Source organism: Desulfobacterales bacterium, from assembly GCA_029211065.1.
GTDB lineage: Bacteria > Desulfobacterota > Desulfobacteria > Desulfobacterales > JARGFK01 > JARGFK01.
The window spans coordinates 22478-43421 of the sequence record JARGFK010000031.1 but is presented as its reverse complement, the minus strand read 5'-3'; the positions used below and the strand labels follow the sequence as shown (position 1 = coordinate 43421).

Here is a 20944-nt window from a genome sequence, read left to right as displayed (position 1 = left end):
GTGGACATCCCCCGGGGCATGCCGGAAAACCCCCTGAGCCAGGCGGAACTTTTGGAAAAATTTAAATCCTTAACACTGGGTATTATTGGAACAGACAGACAAAACCGGACGGCTGAATGTGTATTAAATCCTGAAAACGATGAGAATATTTATTCCTTGTTACAAATTTAATAGCGTAATGTAGCAACCTTAAAGGAATGGTGCCGCATCGGTTTTTCCTGGTTTGTTGTCTTCAATTTTTTTTGCTGAAAACTCAGATGAAGACTTATATCTGTAACGGATCGATCTCTGCGATCTCAAGATCTTCATCCGTGATCTCCGGCATGATCGGATTAACCCCGTCGTATTCTTTGGTTCCCACAAATGTTCGCCCGCAGCCGGGACAGCCTGAATCGACGCCGTATTTCATTGTCAGTTCGCGCAGGTTGCGGTAGCAGTAGATCAGATATTCCGGGCTGGGCACCGGATGCTTTTCTAGATGCGTGCCGGGGATCGGCCGGAATATGCCCAGGCGCGGGACCACACCCATCTGACACAGATGTTCCACTCCGGCAACGGTGCTTTCTTTGGACTCCAGTCCGGTAACGATAATGGAATAGGTCTTGTTGGGACCGCCCCGCTGAGCCGCGTACTTGAGCATCCGGGTGAAATGCGCATGCGGCACTTTCCGGTCCACTTCCTCATTTTTTCCCGGACAGATTTTAGCATACAATTCAGGGTCAAATACCTCGATATCGTAGCCGATCTGGTCGGCGCCGGCATCAAACAGGATATCGATGTATTTTTCTTCCTCCGGCGGGCAGATGGACAATCGAATCCAGATATCAAACCTGGATTTGATCTCGGATATCAGTTTGGCATATTCTTCGTGCCCACGCCCCGGGGGAGGAAATGTACCGGCATTAATGCCCAGGTGCTTTACATCGCCGCCTTCAACGGCGGCCTGAATGACTTCTAAAACATCCTCGTTGCTTTTGCGGTAAAGTTCATCCCGCTTCATGCTCAAACCGATGCCGCAAAATTTACACTGTTTTTCTTTATAGTTGACCAGTTCATCGTCCCGGTAGTATCCCCAGAACCAGCAGCGGTTATCGATGGCCATCGCCAGAAAATCTCCGGTCACAACCCCGATCTTTTCCATGGGGTTTCCACTGCTGGTTGTTTTGCCATAGAAGCTGGGCCGGGGAAACGGGGTCACTTTCTGCACAATGACCCCATTTTTCGTTATAATCGGTTGTTGTTGTTCATCAATGGTCAGAACAAACGGCGAATCTTTATAGTGATAGGGAAACCGTTCCCCTTCGATGGCGGGACTGACATAGACGCCTTTTTCAAGTTTTAAATCAATGCCGGTGCTGGTGGGTCCGGTTCTGGTCCAGAGCGGCTCTTTTAAAGAACTTCCCATTTGCTTTGAAAATTGAGTATCCACTTTAATACCACGGCTTAACAATTCCAATCGCAAGAGGGCGGGATTGTAATTTTTCTTTTTTTGGCTGCTCACTTTTTCCTCCATTGGTGAATTCGTTTGATATTTTTAAAACCGGTTATGTGGCAGATTCTCCATGCCCCAGCGGTTACAAACAGAACAAAATAATGATTGGTATTTTGGTTCTACCAATTCAATAAATAAAAGTCAAGTGAATACAAATATAAAAATATGCTATATTTTCTATTGTTTATATTATTTAAACATTTTATGGATTTTTCTAATCGTTGATGCTAAAGTGGTTCATATTTTAAACCTTTAGCGATTTACCGGAACCATTTTATGTTCACTAAAATTGAAACAAAAAAAAAGAGCCACATTGCCGCTGAGATGCTGATTGAGACCATCAAAAAGCAAAAATTATCACCGGGCGACAAACTGCCGCCGGAAAGAGCCATTTCCAAGGAGATGGGCCTCAGCCGCAATACCATCCGGGAGGCGATATCCGCACTCCAGATAATGGGTATTCTAGAAACAAGACACAGCCAGGGAAACTATATCGTTAATTCCGTCGACAATAACAATTATGACACGCTCATTTCCTTGATATTTAAAAATGAAGAAGACCCCTTTGCATTAATTGACGCCAGAATTGCATTTGAACCCGGGGCTGCGGTTCTTGCAAGCCGCACTGCTACAAAAAAGGATATACTGAATTTATCGACCTGTTTTAAACGCATTCAGAAAGCCATTTTGGCGAATGATATTGAAACCTATCGTCTTGAAGATCATGCGTTTCATTTGCGAATCGCTCAAATTACCCGCAATCCGCTGGTTGTAAATACCATCTCTTCCCTGCTCAATGCTACGAGCCAGCCCCTCTGGCAGACCATGAAAAAGGCCCTATCGGACACCAGATTGCGGGATGATAGAATCAAGGAACATGAAGCCATATTTCAGGCAATTGCCGACCGGGATGAACCGGCAATCCTCACTGCCCTCCGGACGCACCTTGAAAATTCCAAAGCCCGTTTTTTGCCGGAAGATGAAACCGATTAAATATAGAAAGGATAATTCGGAAAACTGAGATGAATCTCTCATTTATAGGCTTTGGGGTTGCCGGATACGGTCTGGCCAAAGGGTTGAAAGGCGCCGGCATTAAAGAAATTTACTTTATCGACACCCAGCGGGACACCCCTCCCTTCAGCGAAACCATTAGAAAACGCGCGACAGAGATAGATGCGATTTACCTTGACCGCATTCAAAAGCTGGCCGAAAAAACCGACATCATGATCTCCTGTGTTACCGGATCGGTCGCTTTATCCATCGTCGAGCAGACCGCCCCCTATCTGGACAAAAACAACCTTTACATCGATGTGAATGCAACTTCGCCGATGGTTAAGGAACAAATTGCAGCCGTGATCGAAAAGTCCGGTGCTGCCTTTGTTGATGCCGCCATGATGGGTCCGGTTCCGACTTTTCTGCACCGCGTGCCCATTCTTGCCTCCGGCAGCGGTGCCGCCCGCTTTAAGGCGGTTATGGAACCTTACGGCATGCAGATCCATTCTCTGGGGGATAAACCCGGAAAAGCGTCAGGGATCAAGATGTTCCGCAGCATCTTCATGAAAGGGCTTGTTGCCCTTTTAATTGAAATGCTGATGGCCGCCCGCAAATACGAGGCAGAGGCTATTGTCCTCCGGTCAATAGCGGAAACGATAGACAAAACCAATTTTATGGAGACCGTACAAACCATTTTTCCAAAAGGAATCACCAGCGCCGAACGCATGACCCATGAAATGGAAGAAGTCATCGAAACACTTCAATTTCTGAATCTTCCATCAGATATGACCCGGGCCGTCCGTGAAAAGCTGGATTGGTGCAGCCGCCTTGGCCTTCGTGAAGAATTCGGCGGCAATGTCCCGGAATCGCTTGATACGGCCCTGCGTGCCCTGGAAGACAAGGCCGTCCGAATGCCACAAGACGCATCTGATTGATATTCAAATGCGTATCAGGCTTTCTCAGATAAATTTTAAACCATAAAAGGGAGGGTTAAGAATGAAAATTACCAATGTTAAAAATTACACGGTTCATCCAGGTTGGCGTAAGAATCTGATCTATGTCAAAATTGAAACGGACGAGGGCATCCATGGCTGGGGCGAAGCCTACACCCAGTACGACCGGGACCGCGCCGTCACCGCCCACATTGAAGAACTCAGTCGTTATCTAATAGGCCGTGATCCTTTCGAGATAAGACATTTAAGAAGGATCGCTTTTGACGATTATGCCCAGCGCCGGGGGTCCCTTGAATTCTACAGCTCTTTTTCGAGCATCGAGATGGCCCTGTGGGACATCGTGGGGAAAGCCTGCGGACAGCCCGTTTACAACCTTCTGGGGGGCCCTGTTCGGGACAAGGTCCGCGTATATCCCAACGGCTGGAGTTATAAAATGCATAAAGTGGAGGACTATGTCAGTGCCGCCCGCAAGGTGGTCGAAGAGGGTTTTGACACCATGAAATTCGACCCACTACCGCGCCCCTGGAGGACCTTTGTTCCTAAAGAACACATCCGGCATGCCGTCAACGTCGTCAAGGAGGTACGCAAGGCCGTCGGACCGGATGTCGACCTGCTGCTGGACATCCACCGACGTCTGGCGCCGATGCATGCCATTGAATTGGCCAAGCGGCTGGAGGAATTTGAGCCGTACTGGTTTGAAGAGCCCTGCCAGGCTGAAAACATCGAGGCGATTGCAGAGGTGCGCCGCAATACGCGCATACCCATCGTCACCGGCGAAAATATCTTCACCAAGGCGGGTTTCAGGCCGGTTTTCGATTACCGTGCTGCAGATATTATCAATCCGGATGTGACTAACTGCGGCGGCATTCTGGAGCTGCTGGAAATAGCCGCCATGGCCGAGCCCTATTTTGTTGCCGTTTCTCCCCACAATTACAATTCAACCCTGCTGGGATTATCGGCCACCGTGCATGCCTCGGCCTGCATGCCGAACTTTATTATTACCGAGTACTTCCTCCCCTTTGTCGAACTGGGTGACATTATCTGTAAAAATCAGCTCAAGCCGGTTGACGGATACATCCACCTGCCCCAGGAACCCGGCCTGGGTCTGGAAATGGATGAAGAGGCCCTTGCAAAATACGCCTACAAACAATTTCCATTAAGAAAACTGCCGCTTCCCGAGGATGACGGCCGCATCGGCGGATTTTAACGACCATCGGTTCATGTCCAAACATAGAGAGCGTAACCGTGCGGCATAACAGTTGCGCTCTCTGTTTTTATAATGAAACCTGCACTTGTGCAAAATCCAGGTAATAACAGCCAATCCCGGCGGCTATTGAAACAAATCAATTTTTTCAATAATATTTTTATCGTTATCTTTTCAGGTTTTTGAGACCATTTAAGATCCCTCTGTTGACAAACACTTCTGTAATTTAATAAATTAAAGACAAAAATCCGATACATCCCCCGGTCACTTGTATACGTATGCATTTTAAGGAGGGCGTCATCACATGTTCGATCTAAAAAAAATTGAACTCCGAGACATACCTGCTGCGCTGGAGCGTGCCGAACGTTATCGCCTGATGGATGAGCCCTGGGCTGCTGAAAGTGTTTGTCTCGACATATTGGCCGTTGATCCTCAAAACCAGCCCGCACGGGTTGACCTGCTGCTGTCGCTGACAGCGCAATTTAAGGACCAGCTTTTCCCTGCTTATAACCGTGCGCTGGAAGTGCAATCCGAATTGGAAAGCCCTTATCAAAAAGTGTTTTATCTGGGAATTATTTATGAAAGACGCGCCAAATCGCACTTAAGAAAAAGGGGGTTCAGTGCCGGACGGGTGGCTTATGAATGGTTCCAGAAGGCCATGGCTGCCTACGAACAGGCAATTGCAATCCGCCCGGAAGGAAACCCGGACTCGATCCTCCGCTGGAATTCATGTGCCCGCATTCTAATGGAAGACAAGGAGGTGGGACAGCCCGCCCCCAAAGCCCCTGAAAGCATGCTGGAATAAAACAGCGGCAAACTTAAATATATGGAAAAATTATTGATCAACCTGTTTGACTATGAAACCGCCGCCGCCGAGAAGTTATCCCCCACCGCTTATGACTATTATGCCAGCGGCGGCGGAGATGAAATCACCCTGCGCGAAAATCACTCTGCCTATGAACGGATAAAACTGAACCCGCGGGTGCTGAAAGACATCAGCAAGACCGACCTCGGCAAAACCCTGTTCGGACAAACGACTACTATGCCGATCATGGTAGCTCCCACTGCGTTTCATCGGATGGCTGACCCTGAAGGGGAAATGGCCACGGCCAGAGCCGCAGCAGCTGCCGGCGTCATCATGATCCTCAGCACACTGTCGACCTGCTCGATAGAGTCGGTTGCCGCGGTAACGCAAGGGCCGCTCTGGTTTCAGCTCTATTTTTATAAAGACCGCGCTGCGACCCTGTCGCTGATTCAGCGGGCCGAATCGGCCGGGTGTCAGGCCCTGGCGCTGACGGTCGATGCCCAGGTTTGGGGGCGCCGCGAGCGGGATGTTCGCAATCGTTTCCGTCTGCCGAAAGGGCTTTCAATGGAAAACATGGCCGCCCTGGGAAAAGACAGCTTTCCCGATAGTGACGGCTCAGGGCTGGCCAGTTACGTAACCTGGCAGTTTGACCCTACCCTCAACTGGAAGGACGTGGACTGGCTTTGCTCAAAAACCAGGTTGCCGGTGCTGCTAAAAGGGGTGCTGCATCCCGAAGACGCCAGAATGGCCGGCGAACACGGGGCAGCCGGAGTGATCGTCTCCAACCATGGGGGGCGCCAGCTGGATACGGTACCGGCCACCATTGGGGGCCAGTGCCGTCGGCGTCGGCCGCCCGATCATCTGGGGCCTTGCCGTTAATGGAGAAAAAGGCGCCGGAGAAGTTCTGAAAATACTGCGCAAGGAATTTGAACTGGCCATGCGGTTAAGCGGCTGCAGCTCCCTTGCCGACATCACGCCTGACATATTGTTTCTGGGGCAAAATAAAGAGCATTGACTGTGTCTTCATATAGACTTCTTCTGCCCGTCAGAAAGCCGGCGGTGACCGCCGGGGAATTCGTTATGTCTATTTAATTGTTCTGTCCAGACACCATCGGGCGACTTCAGTCCCGGTTGCAAACCAGACGCCCTTGCGTCCTTTCATGTACTGAATTAAATCAGAGAGGACCTTTGCCCTTCCCGGTCGACTGGACACATAGGGGTGAAACTGAAACGGACAAAAGGTTGGATTTTTCGCAGACTCTCTATACAGTTCGTCAAAAAGGGATTTCCAGATATTCAGGTCATCCTGCGGATTGCCTGAATCCCGACGGCCATAAATCCGGCCGTCACCGAAAGGCTGGCGGGGAAGCTCAACCATCAGCTGTTTGCCGCTTGCCCATATAAAATGCACATCAAAAGAAAATGAATTGCTGTTCGGATAGCAGTCACTCTGATCCGGGTTTTTCATGCTCTTTGTGGGATAACCGTCAGCGACGATGACTATTGACGGGTTGGAATAATAGGACTTTTACTTGCCCCCTAGAATCCTTGACCCCTGGAATTTTTTCAAAAACATATATACCCGTACCGCAATGATGGCCGCTATCAACCGGGGAATCCACAGCCAAAAGGGATTGATGCCGAAAGCCATAAATAGAACGGGGTCGTCCACCATGGAATGATTGATGCCGATGGACAGGTGCAATCTGGCCAGCTCATCAGGGGTAAAATTACCCTCCCGGGCGTCTTCAACAATAATGGCCGCGCCATAAGACAGACCGAACAGGCAGGCCGTCAGCCAAATCATGCCCACCCGCTGACTGAGCCCCAGCAGCGTTAACATCGGCCGCAAGACCGCAACGATCCGCTCGGTCAAATGAAAATCCTTTAAGATCCTTAGGATCACCATCAGTGCCATGATAATAATGAATATTTTAAAACAAAGCCGTATCATCTCCAGGGTCCACTTTTTCAGTAAAAACCCGAAGGGCTGCGTGGCAGCAGAACCGGCGGGGCCGGTTGTAAGCGCCTCCCCTTCGATACCCAACAGCCCTGCCATCACGATGACCATAATGACCGCCGTCAGCAGGCGTGCCCCTGTTGTGACAAATGGATTCAGGCCGGACTTGCTCTGGACAATCCCTTCCTGTATAAGATTGTGGGCAATCAGGATAAACACGGCGATCAGGGTCATGTGGGGAACGCTGAACGACATGGCAGCCATGGCGCCGAGGGTTCCATAGACACCTGTCAGCAATCCCAGCAGCAAGGGGATTACGGCTGTCGGCGGCAGCCCCAGGAGTCCCATGGCCGGGGTTAGGACAAAATCAATCCGATGGATAAAGCCGCTGGTGTCGATCAGGAACGTCAAAAAAGATATGGGCACAATGATTTTGAGCATCCAGACATAACCGCTCCAGCCCTTCTGGATGCCGGTTTTAAAGCTTAACTTAATTGCAGGGTATAACCCCATGAGGCATCACCTTTCCATCATCATTCCGGTGTTGAACGAGGCCTATATCATAAACAGGACCCTCATGCATCTACAAAATCTGGCAGGTGATTTCAGCCTGGAGATTATCATTGTGGACGGCGACCCCGGCGGCAGCACCCTTGCAGCCGTCACTTCCACTACCGTAAAAAAAATCAAGTCCCCCAAGGGACGCGGCTTTCAGATGAACCGGGGCTCCCGGCTGGCAACAGGCGAAATTCTTATTTTTCTCCACGCGGACGTCGTCCTTGGCAAGGATGCGTTGTTACAAATTGTGGCTGTCTGTCGCCGCAAAGATGTTGCCGGGGGCGCTTTCTCTTTGGGCATCGATTCGGGCAAACGCGTTTTCCGCCTTATTGAAAGGGCGGTGTCGATACGATCGCGCCTTACGAAAATCCCCTACGGCGATCAGGCCATTTTCATAAACAAAACGATTTATGACAAAATCGGCGGGTTCAGAGACATCCCTTTAATGGAAGACGTTGATTTGATGCGTCGTCTCAAAAAGGCCGGCGGCAAAATTATCATTCTACCGGACATGGCGCTAACCTCACCCCGCCGCTGGGAAAAAGAAGGCGTGCTCTATTGCACCCTGCGAAACTGGATGTTAATTACACTTTATCTTTTGGGGGTTGCACCGGAACGCCTGGTAAAATTTTACCGCTGAAGGGAGCGTTTTTCAATGGCCTCTTATCCAAAAGCCACATCCAGCCACATCATCACGGTAAATCCCAGCATGGTACAAATGGTCGCAAAATCGGTATTTCCGCCCCGTTGCGATTCCGGAATCAATTCCTCCACCACCACAAAAATCATAGCGCCGGCGGCAAACGCCAGGGCATAGGGCAAAATGGGCTGGGCGACGATGACGGCGGCGGCGCCGATCACGCCAGCTATCGGTTCCACCACCCCGGAAAGCTGGCCGTACCAGAAACTTTTCAGCCGGGACATGCCTTCGCGTCTCAGCGGCATGGAAACCGCCATCCCCTCCGGAAAATTTTGAATGCCGATCCCGACAGCCAGTACCACCGCAGCGGCCGGGGTAGCGGAAGAATGCCCCGCCGCCACGGCGCCGAAGGCGACACCAACCGCCAGCCCCTCCGGAATGTTGTGAAGTGTAATGGCCATCACCAACAGGATGCTCCGCCGCCAGCGGGTACTGATTCCTTCAGCCGCTTCCATGGGCAAACCCAGGTGCAGATGGGGTAGGACTTTATCAACCCCCCACAGGAACAGGCCGCCGGCCATAAACCCTATCACGGCCGGAAACCAGGCCGGCAGCGACTTTCCTTCAGACATTTCGATGGCCGGCGCCAGCAGGGACCAGTAGCTGGCGGCAATCATGACACCGGCGGCAAACCCCAGCATGCCGTCCATCATTTTCCGGTTCACGGTCTTTACTGTAAAAACAGTCGCCGCCCCCAGTGCGGTCAGCAGCCAGGTAAACAGGGTGCCGAGCAGTGCCTGCAGGACCGGATTTAACCCTTCAAATAATGCCACCATCTTTATCACCTACTATTTTTCATTTTGTGAAAAACTGCATCCCATCGATTCGACAATCAGATTCCTCAGTTTCTGGTGCAGAACCTTGTAGGAATAATAGCGTTTGGCCTTTTCATAATTTTCCTCAACCATTTTCCGGCAATACACCGGGTCTTTTAGAATTTCTCGGGTTTGCCGAACGGCCTTGTCGGTAACATAGCCGTCAATTTCGATCACATTGAATTTTTTGGGTTTGATATCCATTTCATAAATGGAATACGTATTGACCACGATCGGTTTGCGGAAATAGATGGTCTCTAAAAAGGCATTGCCGAACCCCTCGAAGGTCGATGGATAGGTCACCAGGTCCGCATGGGGGTAAACATCGGCCAGTGTATAAATCTTTCTGCCGTCCGCTGTCCGCCCCCTGTGTTCATTAATAAGTTTACAGACGAAGTTCGTGTTGACACCCATCAGCCTGGAATATTCTCTGACCCGGCGCTCATAATCATAACCCTCGTCATCGGACGCGTGCGAAATAATCAGTTTGGCTTTTATGCCCAACCGATGGACCAGTTCGATGGCGTGCTCGATGCCTTTGCGCTTGACCACCCGGGTCGGTTGCAGGATAAGGAGTTCATCGTCATCCAGTTCAAGGCTTTGCCGGACATCCGACGCATAGGCGTCCATCGGCGGCGGCGGGTTGTCAAAGTCCATCACATTGGGAATGATGGTGGCGGATATGCCGGTCCGCAGGCTCAGCTGGTTGTCGGCCGAGGAATTGATGACCACATGCTGAATGCTGGGCAAATGCGGCGGGAAGGCCATGTTAAGATATTCCCAGACGGCATTTGTCATAAAATTCTGCCGTTCCCAGAAAAAGTCATGATGATGGGCGATCACGCGGATGCCGGTCTCGGAAATGAGTTCGGTCAGGGCAATGCCCAAGGGAATGTTGAGGGGAATGGTGAGAGCGTTTTCCGGAACCAGCAAATCAATTCTGAACTTTCTGATAAACTTATAGAGATGATTCTTTAACCTTTCTTTGGACGCATGAATTTGCCGGGTCATCGATCGCTTGCGCGTTTGAACGCCGAAAACACTTTTATAAATATCCCTGATGTCGGGATGCTTGAAATGGGCTTCCTTGACCAGATAGGAACTCTGCCGGGGACGCTCCAGTTCCCCGGCGAAATAAAAGCAATTGTACCCTTCCCTTTTAAAAACAGCCGCCCATTTTTCAGTTTCAAGAGACACACCGTCCGTGCCGGCAAACCGCGTGGATACGAATCCGACATTATGTCTTTTACCGCAAGTTTTGCAGATGGTCATCAGCGCCTCCTTTTCCGACCTTACATACCGGATTTTCAGTCAACATTCCTAAAAGGCAACAGCGGGTCAGGGCAGCGAAATACCCGCTAACACCACAAACGTGCCGGTGGCATGGCCCACCAGTTCCCCTGCGCCGTCATAGAGGTGCATCTCGGCGATATCCTGCCGTTTGCCTTTTTTAATCAAATTGCCGATACTGCGCAGAGACGTTTTTTGAATCGCTTTCAAAAAATGCAGCGACATTTCAGATGTGGCCACCCAACACGAAAAATCATGAGCAGCCGCTGCCGTAAACCAGCCGGCGTTGTCCAGCATGGTGGCATACACGCCGCCATGGATGCCCCCCAGGGCATGGTCAAGCTCCGGGTTATACGGCAGGTCAATAATGGCATTGCCTGAATTCGTAAAAGAGAGCTTCATGCCAAAAAGCCGCGCTATCGGCGCCTTTTGGTTAAAGAGGGTGATCAATTCAATTTGCCGTGGGCTGTTCTGCTTCATTCCAGATCTGCGCCCCGGCCTGCGGTCCTCTTTATCAATGCAGTCGTCAGGGCGGACGGTTGCCTTTTTGTCGCCATTAACAATACCTCTTTCGAATGAGACGGACGGGTTTAAACCTGACGATACCGAAAGCAGTTCACCACATGATCGTTTACCATGCCCACCGCCTGCATGAAAGCATAACAGATGGTCGGACCCACAAATCGAAATCCGCGCTGCTTCAAATCTCTGCTCATTGCGATGGACGCCGGTGTTTGGGCCGGTATGCTCGCTTCCGTTTTCCAGCGGTTCCGGATAGGCCCTCCCTCGGCAAAGCGCCAGATGTAATTGTCAAAGCTGCCGAATTCCGTTTGAACTTTTTGAAAGGCCCGGGCGTTTTGGACACTCGCCTCTATTTTCAGCCTGTTGCGAATGATTCCCGGATCGCCCAGCAGCGCAGCGACCTTGGCGGAATCGTATGCGGATATTTTAGCAACATCAAAATTGTCAAATGTGCTGCGAAAATTTTCCCTTTTCTTCAAAATAGTCAACCAGCTCAACCCGGCTTGAGCCCCCTCCAAAATTAGAAATTCGAACAGTTTTTTATCGTCATGGAGGGGCACGCCCCACTCCACGTCATGATAACGGACATAAAGCGGATCGGCGCCGGCCCACTTGCATCGGATCGGCATGGCAATCACTTCCCTTTATCGTCTTGAGATATTGGCGTAACTTAAACGCATTCAGTGAACGACCGCCCAGTTGTCACCGGAAGCGATGTTTACTTTAAGGGGCACCCTCAAATCCCAAATGTTTTCCATAACCGCTTTGACCACCCCTTGCACGATTTCCAGCTCATTGGGCGGGACTTCAAAAACGAGTTCATCATGAACGGAAAGCAGCATTGCAGCTTGAAGCTTTTCTTCTTTAAAGGCGGCGTCCACCTTGATCATGGCCATTTTGAGGAGGTCTGCCGCAGTTCCCTGAATCGGCGTATTAATGGCCGTGCGTTCGGCAAACTGGCGCACATTCCGATTGCTGCTGTTGATATCCGGCAGCAGCCGTATCCGGTTCAGCAGCGTGCTGGTCTTTCCGGTCCGGCGGGCAGTCTCAATCGTATTTTGCATAAATGCCTTGACGCCTTTATACCTGCTGAAATAATTTTTGATGTATGTATCCGCCATGGCCTGGCTGATGTTCAATTGTTTGGAAAGGCCGTAGGCGCTCATTCCATAGACAATGCCGAAATTGATGGCTTTGGCCTGCCGCCGCAGATCATCGTTCAAAAAAGACGGAAAAACCTGGAACACCTCCGCTGCCGTGCGGGCGTGGATATCTTCATCTTCTTCAAAGGCCTTAACCAGAATCTTATCCTCGGAATAATGCGCCAGTATCCGCAGTTCAATCTGCGAATAGTCGGCCGAAACCAGATGCCAGCCCTTTCGGGGCACAAATGCGCTGCGGATCTCCCTGCCCTCCTCGGTTCGGACCGGAATGTTTTGCAAATTCGGGTCCGAGCTGCTGAGACGGCCGGTAGCCGTCACCGTCTGGTTAAAGGAGGTATGAATCCGGCCGGTTTGGGGATCGATGAGTTGCAGCAGCGCGTCGGTGTAAGTCGACTTGAGTTTGGACAGGGTTCGATGCCTCAGTATCTGTGCCGGCAGTTCGTGGTAGGCGGCCAGGGTCGTCAACACATCGACATCCGTGGAATAGCCGGTCTTTTTTAGGGTTTTTTTCTGAACCGGCAGATTAAGCTTTTCAAAAAGAATGCGCCCCAACTGCTGGGAAGAGTTGATATTGAATGTTTCGCCGGCAATCCCATAGACGGCATCTTCGATCCGCTCCAACTGCTGCTGGAACGATTTTGAAAGCATCTTCAGGCGGTCTTTGTCCACGCATATCCCTTTAAGTTCCATGTCCATCAAGACAGGGACCAGCGGCATCTCCACCGTCTCCATCAATGTCAAAAGGCCGACCGCTTCCAGTTCAGGCCGCATCATCGCATAGGCCGAAAATGTGATGTCGGCATCCTCGCAGGCATAGCTTGTTGCCGTCTCTAAGGGGACTTGGGCAAAGCCGGTGATATCTTTTCCCTTGCCCATGAGGTCTTTGAATTTTATTTTGCGATAATTCAAAAAATCCAGGGCAATCTGATCCAGATTGTGAGCCCTTTTAGAGGGATTCAGCAGATAAGAGGCCAGCATGGTGTCAAACTCAACCCCGGCTATGTTGATGCCGTGGCGCTTCAAGACCATCCAGTCATATTTTATATTCTGACCGATTTTCCGGATACCGGCGTTCTCCAGGACCGGCTGCAGCTTCTGGAGCGTTTCGGCAAGCCCGAGTTGAGCGGGCGCGCCCGGATATTGATGGGCACAAGGAATGTAAAAGGCTTCGTCCGGATTCATCGCAAAGGACAATCCCACCAGTTGCGCCGCCATCGGGTTCTTGGAGGTGGTTTCGGTGTCCAGGGCAAAGAGATCGGCGGACTGCAGACGGCTGACCAACCCGGCCAAGGCCGATGGGTCCAGGATAGACCGGTATTTTTTTTGACTGTGATCGCCTGCCAGTGAAACCGCCTGCTGCAACTGCCGGAACTCGAGCTCCTGGAACAGATCTGCAAGCCTTGCTGCGTCCGCTTCTTTGACTTTAAACGCCGCAACATCAAAGAGAACCGGCGCCTGCGTGTCAATGATGGCAAGCCGACGGCTCAAAAAGGCCTGTTCCCGGTACCGGATCAGGTTTTCCCGCTGTTTCTTTTTGCGGATGGTTTCCACCTGCCCATATAAGGTTTCCATGTCTCCGTAGGTTTTGATCAGATCCAGCGCGGTTTTGGGCCCGATGCCGGGAACACCGGGGATATTATCCGAAGCATCGCCCGATAGACCCATCACATCAACAATCTGATCGGGCCGAACGCCTTTTAAATTTTGTATCTTTTCCAGATCGATGGTTTCATCCTTCATGGGGTCCCAAATTACCGCACGATCCGTGACCAGCTGCATAAAGTCTTTGTCGCCGGTTACCATCACGACCCGGAATCCGGATTCCACGGCCTTTCGCGCAAACGTGCCGATGAGATCGTCGGCTTCATATCCGGGCACTTCATATACGGCCAGATTGTATCCCTCGGTAACAGCTTTGATGTACGGGATCTGAACGGCCATATCTTCCGGCATCGCCGGCCGGTTGGCTTTGTAGTCCTTGAAAGCTTCATGGCGAAATGTCGGGCCCTTGGCGTCAAAACACATGACCACATATTCGGGCGCACGGTCCTGCATCAGTTTCAGCAGCATGCGCGTAAAACCGAAAACGGCATTGGTCGGAAAGCCTTTTGAATTCGTCAACGACCGGATTGCATGGTAAGCCCTGTGGATGTAGGCGCTGCCGTCTATCAGATAGATGGTTTTTTCTGTATGCATCGAAAATATTTATTATTAAAGTATTGTCAGCTCAGCCGGGGCTGCTTTTGGATGCCCACTACGACAGCGCCCTGCAAAAAAAATTGTTTAATGGCCCTGAAACCAGCAATTGTCAGTAGATTTCAGGACTGAGTTCCGCTAAAACGGGAATGCGTTCAAACCGGAAAGCTGTTTGACATCAGGCGCTCCCTGCATTAGGTTTTAAAAAATATCGTTATTTTATGCCCAGCGCCAAGCTTCGGCGTATCGGCTCTTATCAAAGTTTCGATCATGAATTCGATATGTTGCCTTTTACCACGGATCAACAAGAACTACAAGACAAGCCAAAGAATTGATTATGAAACCTGGAAAAATTATCACCTCGGACAGCGAATTTACGGAAATGCTTCAGCATTTAAATACAGTTGCTGTGGTGGGACTTAGCCCAAAGCCTGAAAGAGATTCTTACAGGGTCGCCCGGTATCTGCAACAGCGGGGGATTACGATTATTCCGATTCGTCCGGGTCAAAAAGAAATTTTAGGTGCAAAGGCTTATCCGTCCCTTGACGACGTTCCCGTGCCCATTGATATTGTCGATGTTTTCAGGAACAGCGACAAAGTGTTGGCCCACGCACACGAAGCGTTGCGTTTAGAACCCCGCGTTTTTTGGATGCAGCTCAATATTGAAAACCTTGAAGCGGCTGAACTATTAACAACCGCGGGTATTGACGTGGTCATGAACCGGTGTATTAAAATCGAATATGAAAGACTTTTCAACCGAACCGGCCAAAAATAAAAAACGAAGACACCCCAAAAATTATTATTGCGCCTGCTGCACGGGTGTATTCCCATTCAGCTGGACCTGTCGCTGCGGCTTCCAGATCTGCCAGGAATGCATGCTGGAAAACTTCTGGGGAATGTCCTGCAACGGAATCACATGGCAATGCCCGGACTGCGGCAAATGGAATGGCTATGGCAATCAATAGGGTTGCGAATTCAATACTGTTCCGATGCCGCCTCGCTTCTTGTGCGATAGATACATATTGAGCCGGACCCGGCGTGTTAAAGCAGCATTCCGATTTTTTAATTTGACAATCTGTTCGTGAATCTGCTTTAACTCCCGAACACGCGGTTGGGTTCACGCGATAAAATGCCCCGGCGTTTCCAGCCATGGCTCTGGATAAAGGGGTATCAACAGTAAGTTTTGTTGAATCCGAAACGTTGCTTTATTCGGATATCTTTATGACCGATTACCAGTAGCGTAAGGTTTCAATTGTTTACAAGTATTACAACATATGGTGTTTATGAAAACTTGACATACTATATATATTGATATAAGGTTTTTTTTAAAAGTTTTCCCAGCAAATATTTAATGCATAACCATGATGAGCGATTCTGCCCAATCTAAAAACTGTAGCACAAACAAACGCCGTTTCCCGCGTTTCTTTCACAGCATGGCGACATGGTCCTTCATGCTGATCATGCTCCAGCATATCTTCATCCCCCCCCTTGATAAAGGCCAGAAGCATTCACAAATCATATTCCTACAAAAACCGATCAGTACGATTCTTACGATTCCGGAAGATTTACTCAATGGAGAGATCGGAGACAAGACCAGCCGGAAGCTGCCGACAGTGCCCACTCTCTGGTTAACCAAGGGTGAACATCTTTTTCATCCCATTATTGTCAGGGTTGCCACTGAACACGAGATCGATCCGGCGCTTATTAAAGCCATTATCATGGCGGAGTCCGGATATAACCCCAAGGCAATATCCAAAAGAGGCGCCGCGGGTCTGATGCAGCTGATGCCGGGAACGGCTGAAGCGCTCGGCGTCGAAGATATTTTTAATCCAGAGCACAATATCAACGGCGGCGTTTTATATTTTAAGCGCCTGGTAGACATTTTCGAAGGCGATGTCAAACTCGCCCTGGCAGCCTATAACGCCGGGCTTAGGAAAGTCAGAATGTACCAGGGAATCCCTCCTTTCAAGGCCACCCGGTATTACATAAAAAAAGTTTTTAAATATTATGAGTATTACCGGGAACAGATGGCCTCGGATCTGAAACAGGCCTAAGACGCAGCTTGTCTGATTTAGAGCCGTTCCATGAAGCCTGCCGACAATTCCAGCCGAAATCAGGCAAAAGGGAGTGTCTTGCAAGGGCCTTGATGCTAAAGCAGGGTATAGAATATGATATTTAAGAAAGGATTATTTAGCCGGATATAAAGGCAGCTTCTACATCCGCATCAGTTTTGATATTTTCATAATTGAATCATTCATTGTGTCCAGTCGATTGATCAACAACTCGATGAAATAATTTTTGGTTTTATCCTTAATAACCGGATTGATCTTTTGAAAAAAATCATCGTCCATTCGGATAACGATTACGTCCTCATTTGCGTTGATATCGCTGTTTCTCGCCTTTTTTGAAAAAAAAGACATTTCACCGAATATCTCGCCGGGTCCCAGCTTTGCAATGCGTATTTTAGCATTGTCACGGGTCTTGGTAACCAGAACAGATCCCTTGATGATTAAATATAAGGCCGTAGAGCTTTCACCCTCTTTTGTCACAACTTCGCCCTGTTTATATTCAATAATCGAGTGATCCATTTCAGCGAACTGCTTTATTTCACCGTCGGAAAAACTCTTGAACATCGGCATATCGTTTATCATTTCATAAATAGACATGGTCTTTTCCTTTCGTAAAAATATTCGAATTCTTTTGTATGGCGCACAAAAAAGCTTCTCATAAATTTCACACAGGATTCAGCGTATTACTTTTAAGTCAGAGCCCCATATAAAGTCAAGACAAACCCCGTTGGTGTCCACGGCTGGATTAATTCCCCATGCATAATACGATTCTGCGGTTATGCGTCTGCGGGGATAAATCAAGCACGCCTCCGGCAGGGCCAACCATGTGACTAATAGAAATTTCGGCGTGCTTGCTGTCTAGGGGTCTACAACTTATTATATTGTTTTTTAAGATAGTTATGTTAATGTATGCCGTAAATCATTGTCGGCGTGCCGAAGGCCGAAAAACTTATTGCGAATGACCTGGGTCGGCCGGCGGCGCACAGAGCCCTAAGCCATAGAACCTTTTTCGACATTTTCTTTAGTAGGAGATAATCCGATATGGCGCTGAAACGGATAATTCTTTTCTTTGTCACATTGCTGATGGCATCCCCGTCCGTTGCTGAAAATTATATTTTAAACGGTGAACAGCAATCTCAAATCAACTTTCAAATTTTACAAAAAATAGACCCGATGCCCGATACCCCCCAGCTCATGTTGAGCTTTGTCGTGCCGATGTCTTTTATCTCTCCGACATACACACAACAGATTACAAATGTGGATTTTTCGTTTGAGCCTTCCCCGTGGAAACGGACGGAAAAGAGTGATCGCCGGGGCAATAAAATTATCGAGGTAGTCTGGCAAAACCCTTCCGTTCCCATACGGACGGCCGTGCGATTTCAGGCCGATAACAGCGTTTCCCTTAAAATGCTGAAAACACTCACCCCTTTTCCGATGCCCCGGCAGGGCGGGCTGGATCCTGACTATCTCGGGGCCACCCCACTGGTGGAGGCGGGGAATGCAGACATCCGTCTCAAGGCCAATCAGTTGACCCGTTCTTCCAAAACTTTGTTTGATGCCGTTCAACAAATTTTAACATGGATGGTGGACCACATGCGCTATGTGGTGAATCCAACAAGTTACAGTGCCGTTTATTCGTTCCAGAGCGGCAGCGGCAATTGCCAGAATTACTCCCACCTGGCGGCCGCCATGATGCGATCCGTGGGGATTCCGGTCCGTATCGTCAACGGCATTACCCTTTCAGAACCCTATGATATCGACGTGGGCGATACGATATTGACATCCCGGATGGCGCTGGGGCGGCACGCCTGGATCGAAGTTTATTTTCCCGATCTCGGCTGGGTGCCCTTTGATCCTTCCGGAACCGAGATGTTCGTCAGCAACCGCTTTATAAGGGTGGAAATCGGTGTGGATAACAGTGAAACCAAGCAGGACGGCTTAATCCGCTGGACAAACACGCCCGGCGGCGCATCAAGCAAACCTACATTTAAAGAAAATATTGAAGCTGCGTTCACAACCGATCACATCCGGCTGCAGGCCAAAAAAGAAAATTATGGCCCGCGCAAATTACTGCTCAGTCCCAGTATTGACTCCGTTTTTTCCAAGGTTTCTCTTAAACTCCCGGCCCCCATCGCACCCCATTTGCCGGAAACGGCTTTAAAACAGCTTCATTATCTTGACCCTTTTGTATTCGGCAATCTGGACTTTCCGCAAAACATAGATTTTCTCTCCGCCCGGGGGCCCGCACGGCAAAGCGATTCGGGCGCCATGGAAATGCGTAAAAACTTTATGGTTGAAACTGCTGAATATGTGACCACCCAGGGCAGGCAGTACGCCCAGATTTTTATTCTAGACAAGCCCTTACAGCTCGAAACCATTGCCCTGGCACTGCATAAGTTTGGCGGTCAAGGCCAAATCTGGCTGGAATTGTTCAAGGATAATCAGAGCAAACCGGGAGAGACTGTTGCCACCAGCGACATGCTTGATCTTGACCAGATAGATTATATCTCCGGATACGGCTGGGTGGATTTTTCCTTCAGGCGAACGTCAACGCTTTTGGCCCCCGGCCGCTACTGGGTGGCGCTGGGTTTTACCGGCAGCCCGGTTATAAACTGGTTTTTCTCTTACGGCAAACCCATCGGCCCCCAAGACGGCACCCGATATAAAACCATATTCGATGCCGACTGGAGTCGCAGTTTGGCCTTTGAATTCAATTACCGGGTAACGGGTCTTACCCCGAGATAGATTTCTGCCATATTTTTACCCGGAGACCAGCATGACTTCCAGCTCCTTCAAACTCCGGATGTGATAGGCTGCGTTGAGGGCGGGATTGTTATAGGCCACCAGGGGGATTCCTGCCTTGCCGGCGGCCATTTCGTCCAATTCCGAATCGCCGACATAAAGCGCCTCGTGTGGCGCTACCCTAAAATGTTTCAGGATTTTTAGCAGCGGTTCAGGGTCCGGTTTGGGATATCTGACGTCAAGGGCGCTGACCACATAATCAAAAAACCCTTCCAGTCCGTGGTCACTGATAACCCAGCCGATGCTGTCGGTTCGGTTGGTGGCAATGGCAGTATGATAATGGGGGCGTATTGTCTGCAGCAACGGCTTGAGGTAGGGCTCAATCTCCATCTCCCTGACAAACGGCCGGTAACTCATCCGGCTGCGATAGCGCAGGGCGGCCGTCAGCATTTCCGGATCATCAAAGAGATGGGCCAGCACTTTTTCCGTCGTATGCATATTGGCAAAGACAAACTGTTCGGGCGTCATGACCGGCAGGCCGAAATGGACTAAAATATGGTCATAATATGCTGTATTTGCTTTCACCGAATCGAACATGACCCCGTCACAGTCAAAGGCGACAACCTTGGTAGCTTTCATTTAAGCGGTATCCCCGTCTGCGCTGCGTCAGCGATATCCCCCAAAACCTGAATGGTGATTTCCGGCCGGATCGGGCTGTCCGTTTTAAGAATGACCGTATCGGCATAACGCCCCCTGTGGGTCTGCAAATTTTCAACCGTCAACAAATAGCCCTTGGGATCAGAATGTTGAATCTCCTCATATTTGAAATGGATTTTACTCCCATACCTGGCCATGGCCGCTGTGATTTTAAACGGATATTTTTCTTTGGGCATGATGGTTACCATGCCCTTTACGGGCTGCCCGGCAATTCCGCGCAGGACAACCCTTTTGGGGATCATGGTGGCAAACTCTCCCACCGGTCCTGATATGATCAGGGTCTGCCGGGGTTTGGCCGGATCATCCGTATAGACAACGGCGCTTTTATTCAGCCGGGAGCCGCCAAATCCGTTGGAATCCACTTTAAGCGTAATTTTTCCCTCCCCCCCGGGAGGAATCAGCCGTGTGAAAGAAACGGCCGTGCACCCTCAGCTGGTTTCAACCTTCTGGATATTCAACGGCCCCGTGCCCTTGTTTAAAATAATAAAGTCATGCACAATCTCGGTACCCTCGACGACTTCCGGAAAGTTGAAGGTGGTAATCGGCAAAAACGCAGCCGGGAGTTGCGGGGCGGGTGTTGGTTCTGCCCGGGAAACCGTCACCATCAAGAAAACACAAATGACCGCCATGAGAAACGTTTTAAACTTCATTGAAAGCTCCTTTACCTGACATTCAGGTTCGTATAATTCATAAAATCTCCCGCAATCTATATATTTTAATACGCATTCACTTTAAAAGCAAGGTAGCGGCTTTTACCCTGAAAGT

22 protein-coding genes are annotated in these 20944 nt (G+C 49.8%); 10 read left to right on the top strand and 12 right to left on the bottom strand.

Annotated features, from left to right (window positions below; translation table 11 throughout):
* Positions 1–265: 265 nt before the first annotated feature.
* Positions 266–1501 carry a radical SAM protein gene (locus P1P89_09040; GenBank protein ID MDF1591644.1) on the bottom strand — a complete coding sequence of 412 codons (1236 nt, stop codon included), beginning with the start codon at positions 1499–1501 and terminating at the stop codon, positions 266–268.
* Between the two features lie 267 nt (positions 1502–1768).
* Between P1P89_09040 and P1P89_09035 the strand changes: the two genes are divergently transcribed.
* The 6 genes from P1P89_09035 to P1P89_09010 all read left to right on the top strand — a co-directional run bounded on the left by P1P89_09035 (position 1769) and on the right by P1P89_09010 (position 6462).
* Complete coding sequence (locus tag P1P89_09035) at positions 1769–2485, top strand: FadR/GntR family transcriptional regulator (protein ID MDF1591643.1); 717 nt, start codon at positions 1769–1771, stop codon at positions 2483–2485.
* Positions 2486–2514: 29 nt separating this feature from the next.
* The gene (locus P1P89_09030) at positions 2515–3420 is read left to right on the top strand and encodes an NAD(P)-binding domain-containing protein (protein MDF1591642.1); all 906 of its coding nucleotides are present in this window, start codon (positions 2515–2517) and stop codon (positions 3418–3420) included.
* Between the two features lie 61 nt (positions 3421–3481).
* Entirely contained in the window at positions 3482–4645 is a 1164-nt protein-coding gene (locus P1P89_09025; protein MDF1591641.1) for a mandelate racemase/muconate lactonizing enzyme family protein, read from the top strand.
* 301 nt (positions 4646–4946) lie between these two features.
* The gene (locus P1P89_09020; protein ID MDF1591640.1) at positions 4947–5447 is read left to right on the top strand and encodes a hypothetical protein; all 501 of its coding nucleotides are present in this window, start codon (positions 4947–4949) and stop codon (positions 5445–5447) included.
* Positions 5448–5468: 21 nt separating this feature from the next.
* Positions 5469–6326: an alpha-hydroxy acid oxidase gene (locus tag P1P89_09015; protein MDF1591639.1), complete on the top strand. Its 858-nt coding sequence runs from the start codon at positions 5469–5471 to the stop codon at positions 6324–6326.
* Positions 6271–6462 carry an alpha-hydroxy-acid oxidizing protein gene (locus P1P89_09010; protein MDF1591638.1) on the top strand — a complete coding sequence of 64 codons (192 nt, stop codon included), beginning with the start codon at positions 6271–6273 and terminating at the stop codon, positions 6460–6462. The genes P1P89_09015 and P1P89_09010 overlap by 56 nt, the downstream gene beginning before the upstream one ends.
* 69 nt (positions 6463–6531) lie before the next feature.
* Here P1P89_09010 and P1P89_09005 read toward each other — a convergent pair whose 3' ends face one another.
* Both P1P89_09005 and P1P89_09000 read right to left on the bottom strand, forming a co-directional pair.
* Entirely contained in the window at positions 6532–6915 is a 384-nt protein-coding gene (locus P1P89_09005) for a hypothetical protein (protein ID MDF1591637.1), read from the bottom strand.
* Positions 6916–6975: 60 nt separating this feature from the next.
* A complete protein-coding gene (locus P1P89_09000; protein MDF1591636.1) occupies positions 6976–7920 on the bottom strand; it encodes an iron transporter in 945 nt (314 codons plus the stop codon).
* Here P1P89_09000 and P1P89_08995 point away from each other — a divergent pair.
* Entirely contained in the window at positions 7919–8605 is a 687-nt protein-coding gene (locus tag P1P89_08995) for a TIGR04283 family arsenosugar biosynthesis glycosyltransferase (GenBank protein MDF1591635.1), read from the top strand. The genes P1P89_09000 and P1P89_08995 overlap by 2 nt on opposite strands.
* 23 nt (positions 8606–8628) lie before the next feature.
* Here P1P89_08995 and P1P89_08990 read toward each other — a convergent pair whose 3' ends face one another.
* The 5 genes from P1P89_08990 to polA all read right to left on the bottom strand — a co-directional run bounded on the left by P1P89_08990 (position 8629) and on the right by polA (position 14651).
* Positions 8629–9441, bottom strand: a complete 813-nt coding sequence (locus P1P89_08990; protein MDF1591634.1) for a ZIP family metal transporter — start codon at positions 9439–9441, stop codon at positions 8629–8631.
* 12 nt (positions 9442–9453) lie between these two features.
* Positions 9454–10752, bottom strand: coding sequence for a glycosyltransferase family 4 protein (locus tag P1P89_08985; protein ID MDF1591633.1), 1299 nt, complete (start codon positions 10750–10752; stop codon positions 9454–9456).
* 66 nt (positions 10753–10818) lie between these two features.
* Positions 10819–11250, bottom strand: a complete 432-nt coding sequence (locus tag P1P89_08980; protein MDF1591632.1) for a PaaI family thioesterase — start codon at positions 11248–11250, stop codon at positions 10819–10821.
* A gap of 110 nt (positions 11251–11360) precedes the next feature.
* Complete coding sequence (locus P1P89_08975) at positions 11361–11921, bottom strand: DNA-3-methyladenine glycosylase I (protein ID MDF1591631.1); 561 nt, start codon at positions 11919–11921, stop codon at positions 11361–11363.
* A 51-nt stretch (positions 11922–11972) separates the two neighbouring features.
* The gene (polA, locus tag P1P89_08970) at positions 11973–14651 is read right to left on the bottom strand and encodes a DNA polymerase I (protein ID MDF1591630.1); all 2679 of its coding nucleotides are present in this window, start codon (positions 14649–14651) and stop codon (positions 11973–11975) included.
* 337 nt (positions 14652–14988) lie between these two features.
* On the opposite strand from polA, the gene P1P89_08965 reads away from it, so the two are divergent.
* Entirely contained in the window at positions 14989–15426 is a 438-nt protein-coding gene (locus P1P89_08965) for a CoA-binding protein (protein MDF1591629.1), read from the top strand.
* Between the two features lie 658 nt (positions 15427–16084).
* Positions 16085–16705, top strand: a complete 621-nt coding sequence (locus tag P1P89_08960) for a lytic transglycosylase domain-containing protein (GenBank protein ID MDF1591628.1) — start codon at positions 16085–16087, stop codon at positions 16703–16705.
* 159 nt (positions 16706–16864) lie between these two features.
* Here the strand turns inward: P1P89_08960 and P1P89_08955 are convergent, their stop codons facing one another.
* Complete coding sequence (locus P1P89_08955) at positions 16865–17317, bottom strand: cyclic nucleotide-binding domain-containing protein (protein MDF1591627.1); 453 nt, start codon at positions 17315–17317, stop codon at positions 16865–16867.
* A 444-nt stretch (positions 17318–17761) separates the two neighbouring features.
* Here P1P89_08955 and P1P89_08950 point away from each other — a divergent pair, with 444 nt between their 5' ends.
* Positions 17762–19465 carry a transglutaminase family protein gene (locus P1P89_08950; GenBank protein MDF1591626.1) on the top strand — a complete coding sequence of 568 codons (1704 nt, stop codon included), beginning with the start codon at positions 17762–17764 and terminating at the stop codon, positions 19463–19465.
* A 15-nt stretch (positions 19466–19480) separates the two neighbouring features.
* On the opposite strand, the gene P1P89_08945 is transcribed toward P1P89_08950, so the two are convergent.
* From P1P89_08945 to P1P89_08935, 3 genes are all read right to left on the bottom strand, one after another.
* Complete coding sequence (locus P1P89_08945; protein MDF1591625.1) at positions 19481–20101, bottom strand: HAD-IA family hydrolase; 621 nt, start codon at positions 20099–20101, stop codon at positions 19481–19483.
* The gene (locus P1P89_08940; GenBank protein ID MDF1591624.1) at positions 20098–20541 is read right to left on the bottom strand and encodes a hypothetical protein; all 444 of its coding nucleotides are present in this window, start codon (positions 20539–20541) and stop codon (positions 20098–20100) included. Before P1P89_08940 ends, P1P89_08945 begins: the two co-directional genes overlap by 4 nt.
* 66 nt (positions 20542–20607) lie before the next feature.
* Positions 20608–20829, bottom strand: coding sequence for a hypothetical protein (locus P1P89_08935; protein MDF1591623.1), 222 nt, complete (start codon positions 20827–20829; stop codon positions 20608–20610).
* Positions 20830–20944: the final 115 nt, after the last annotated feature.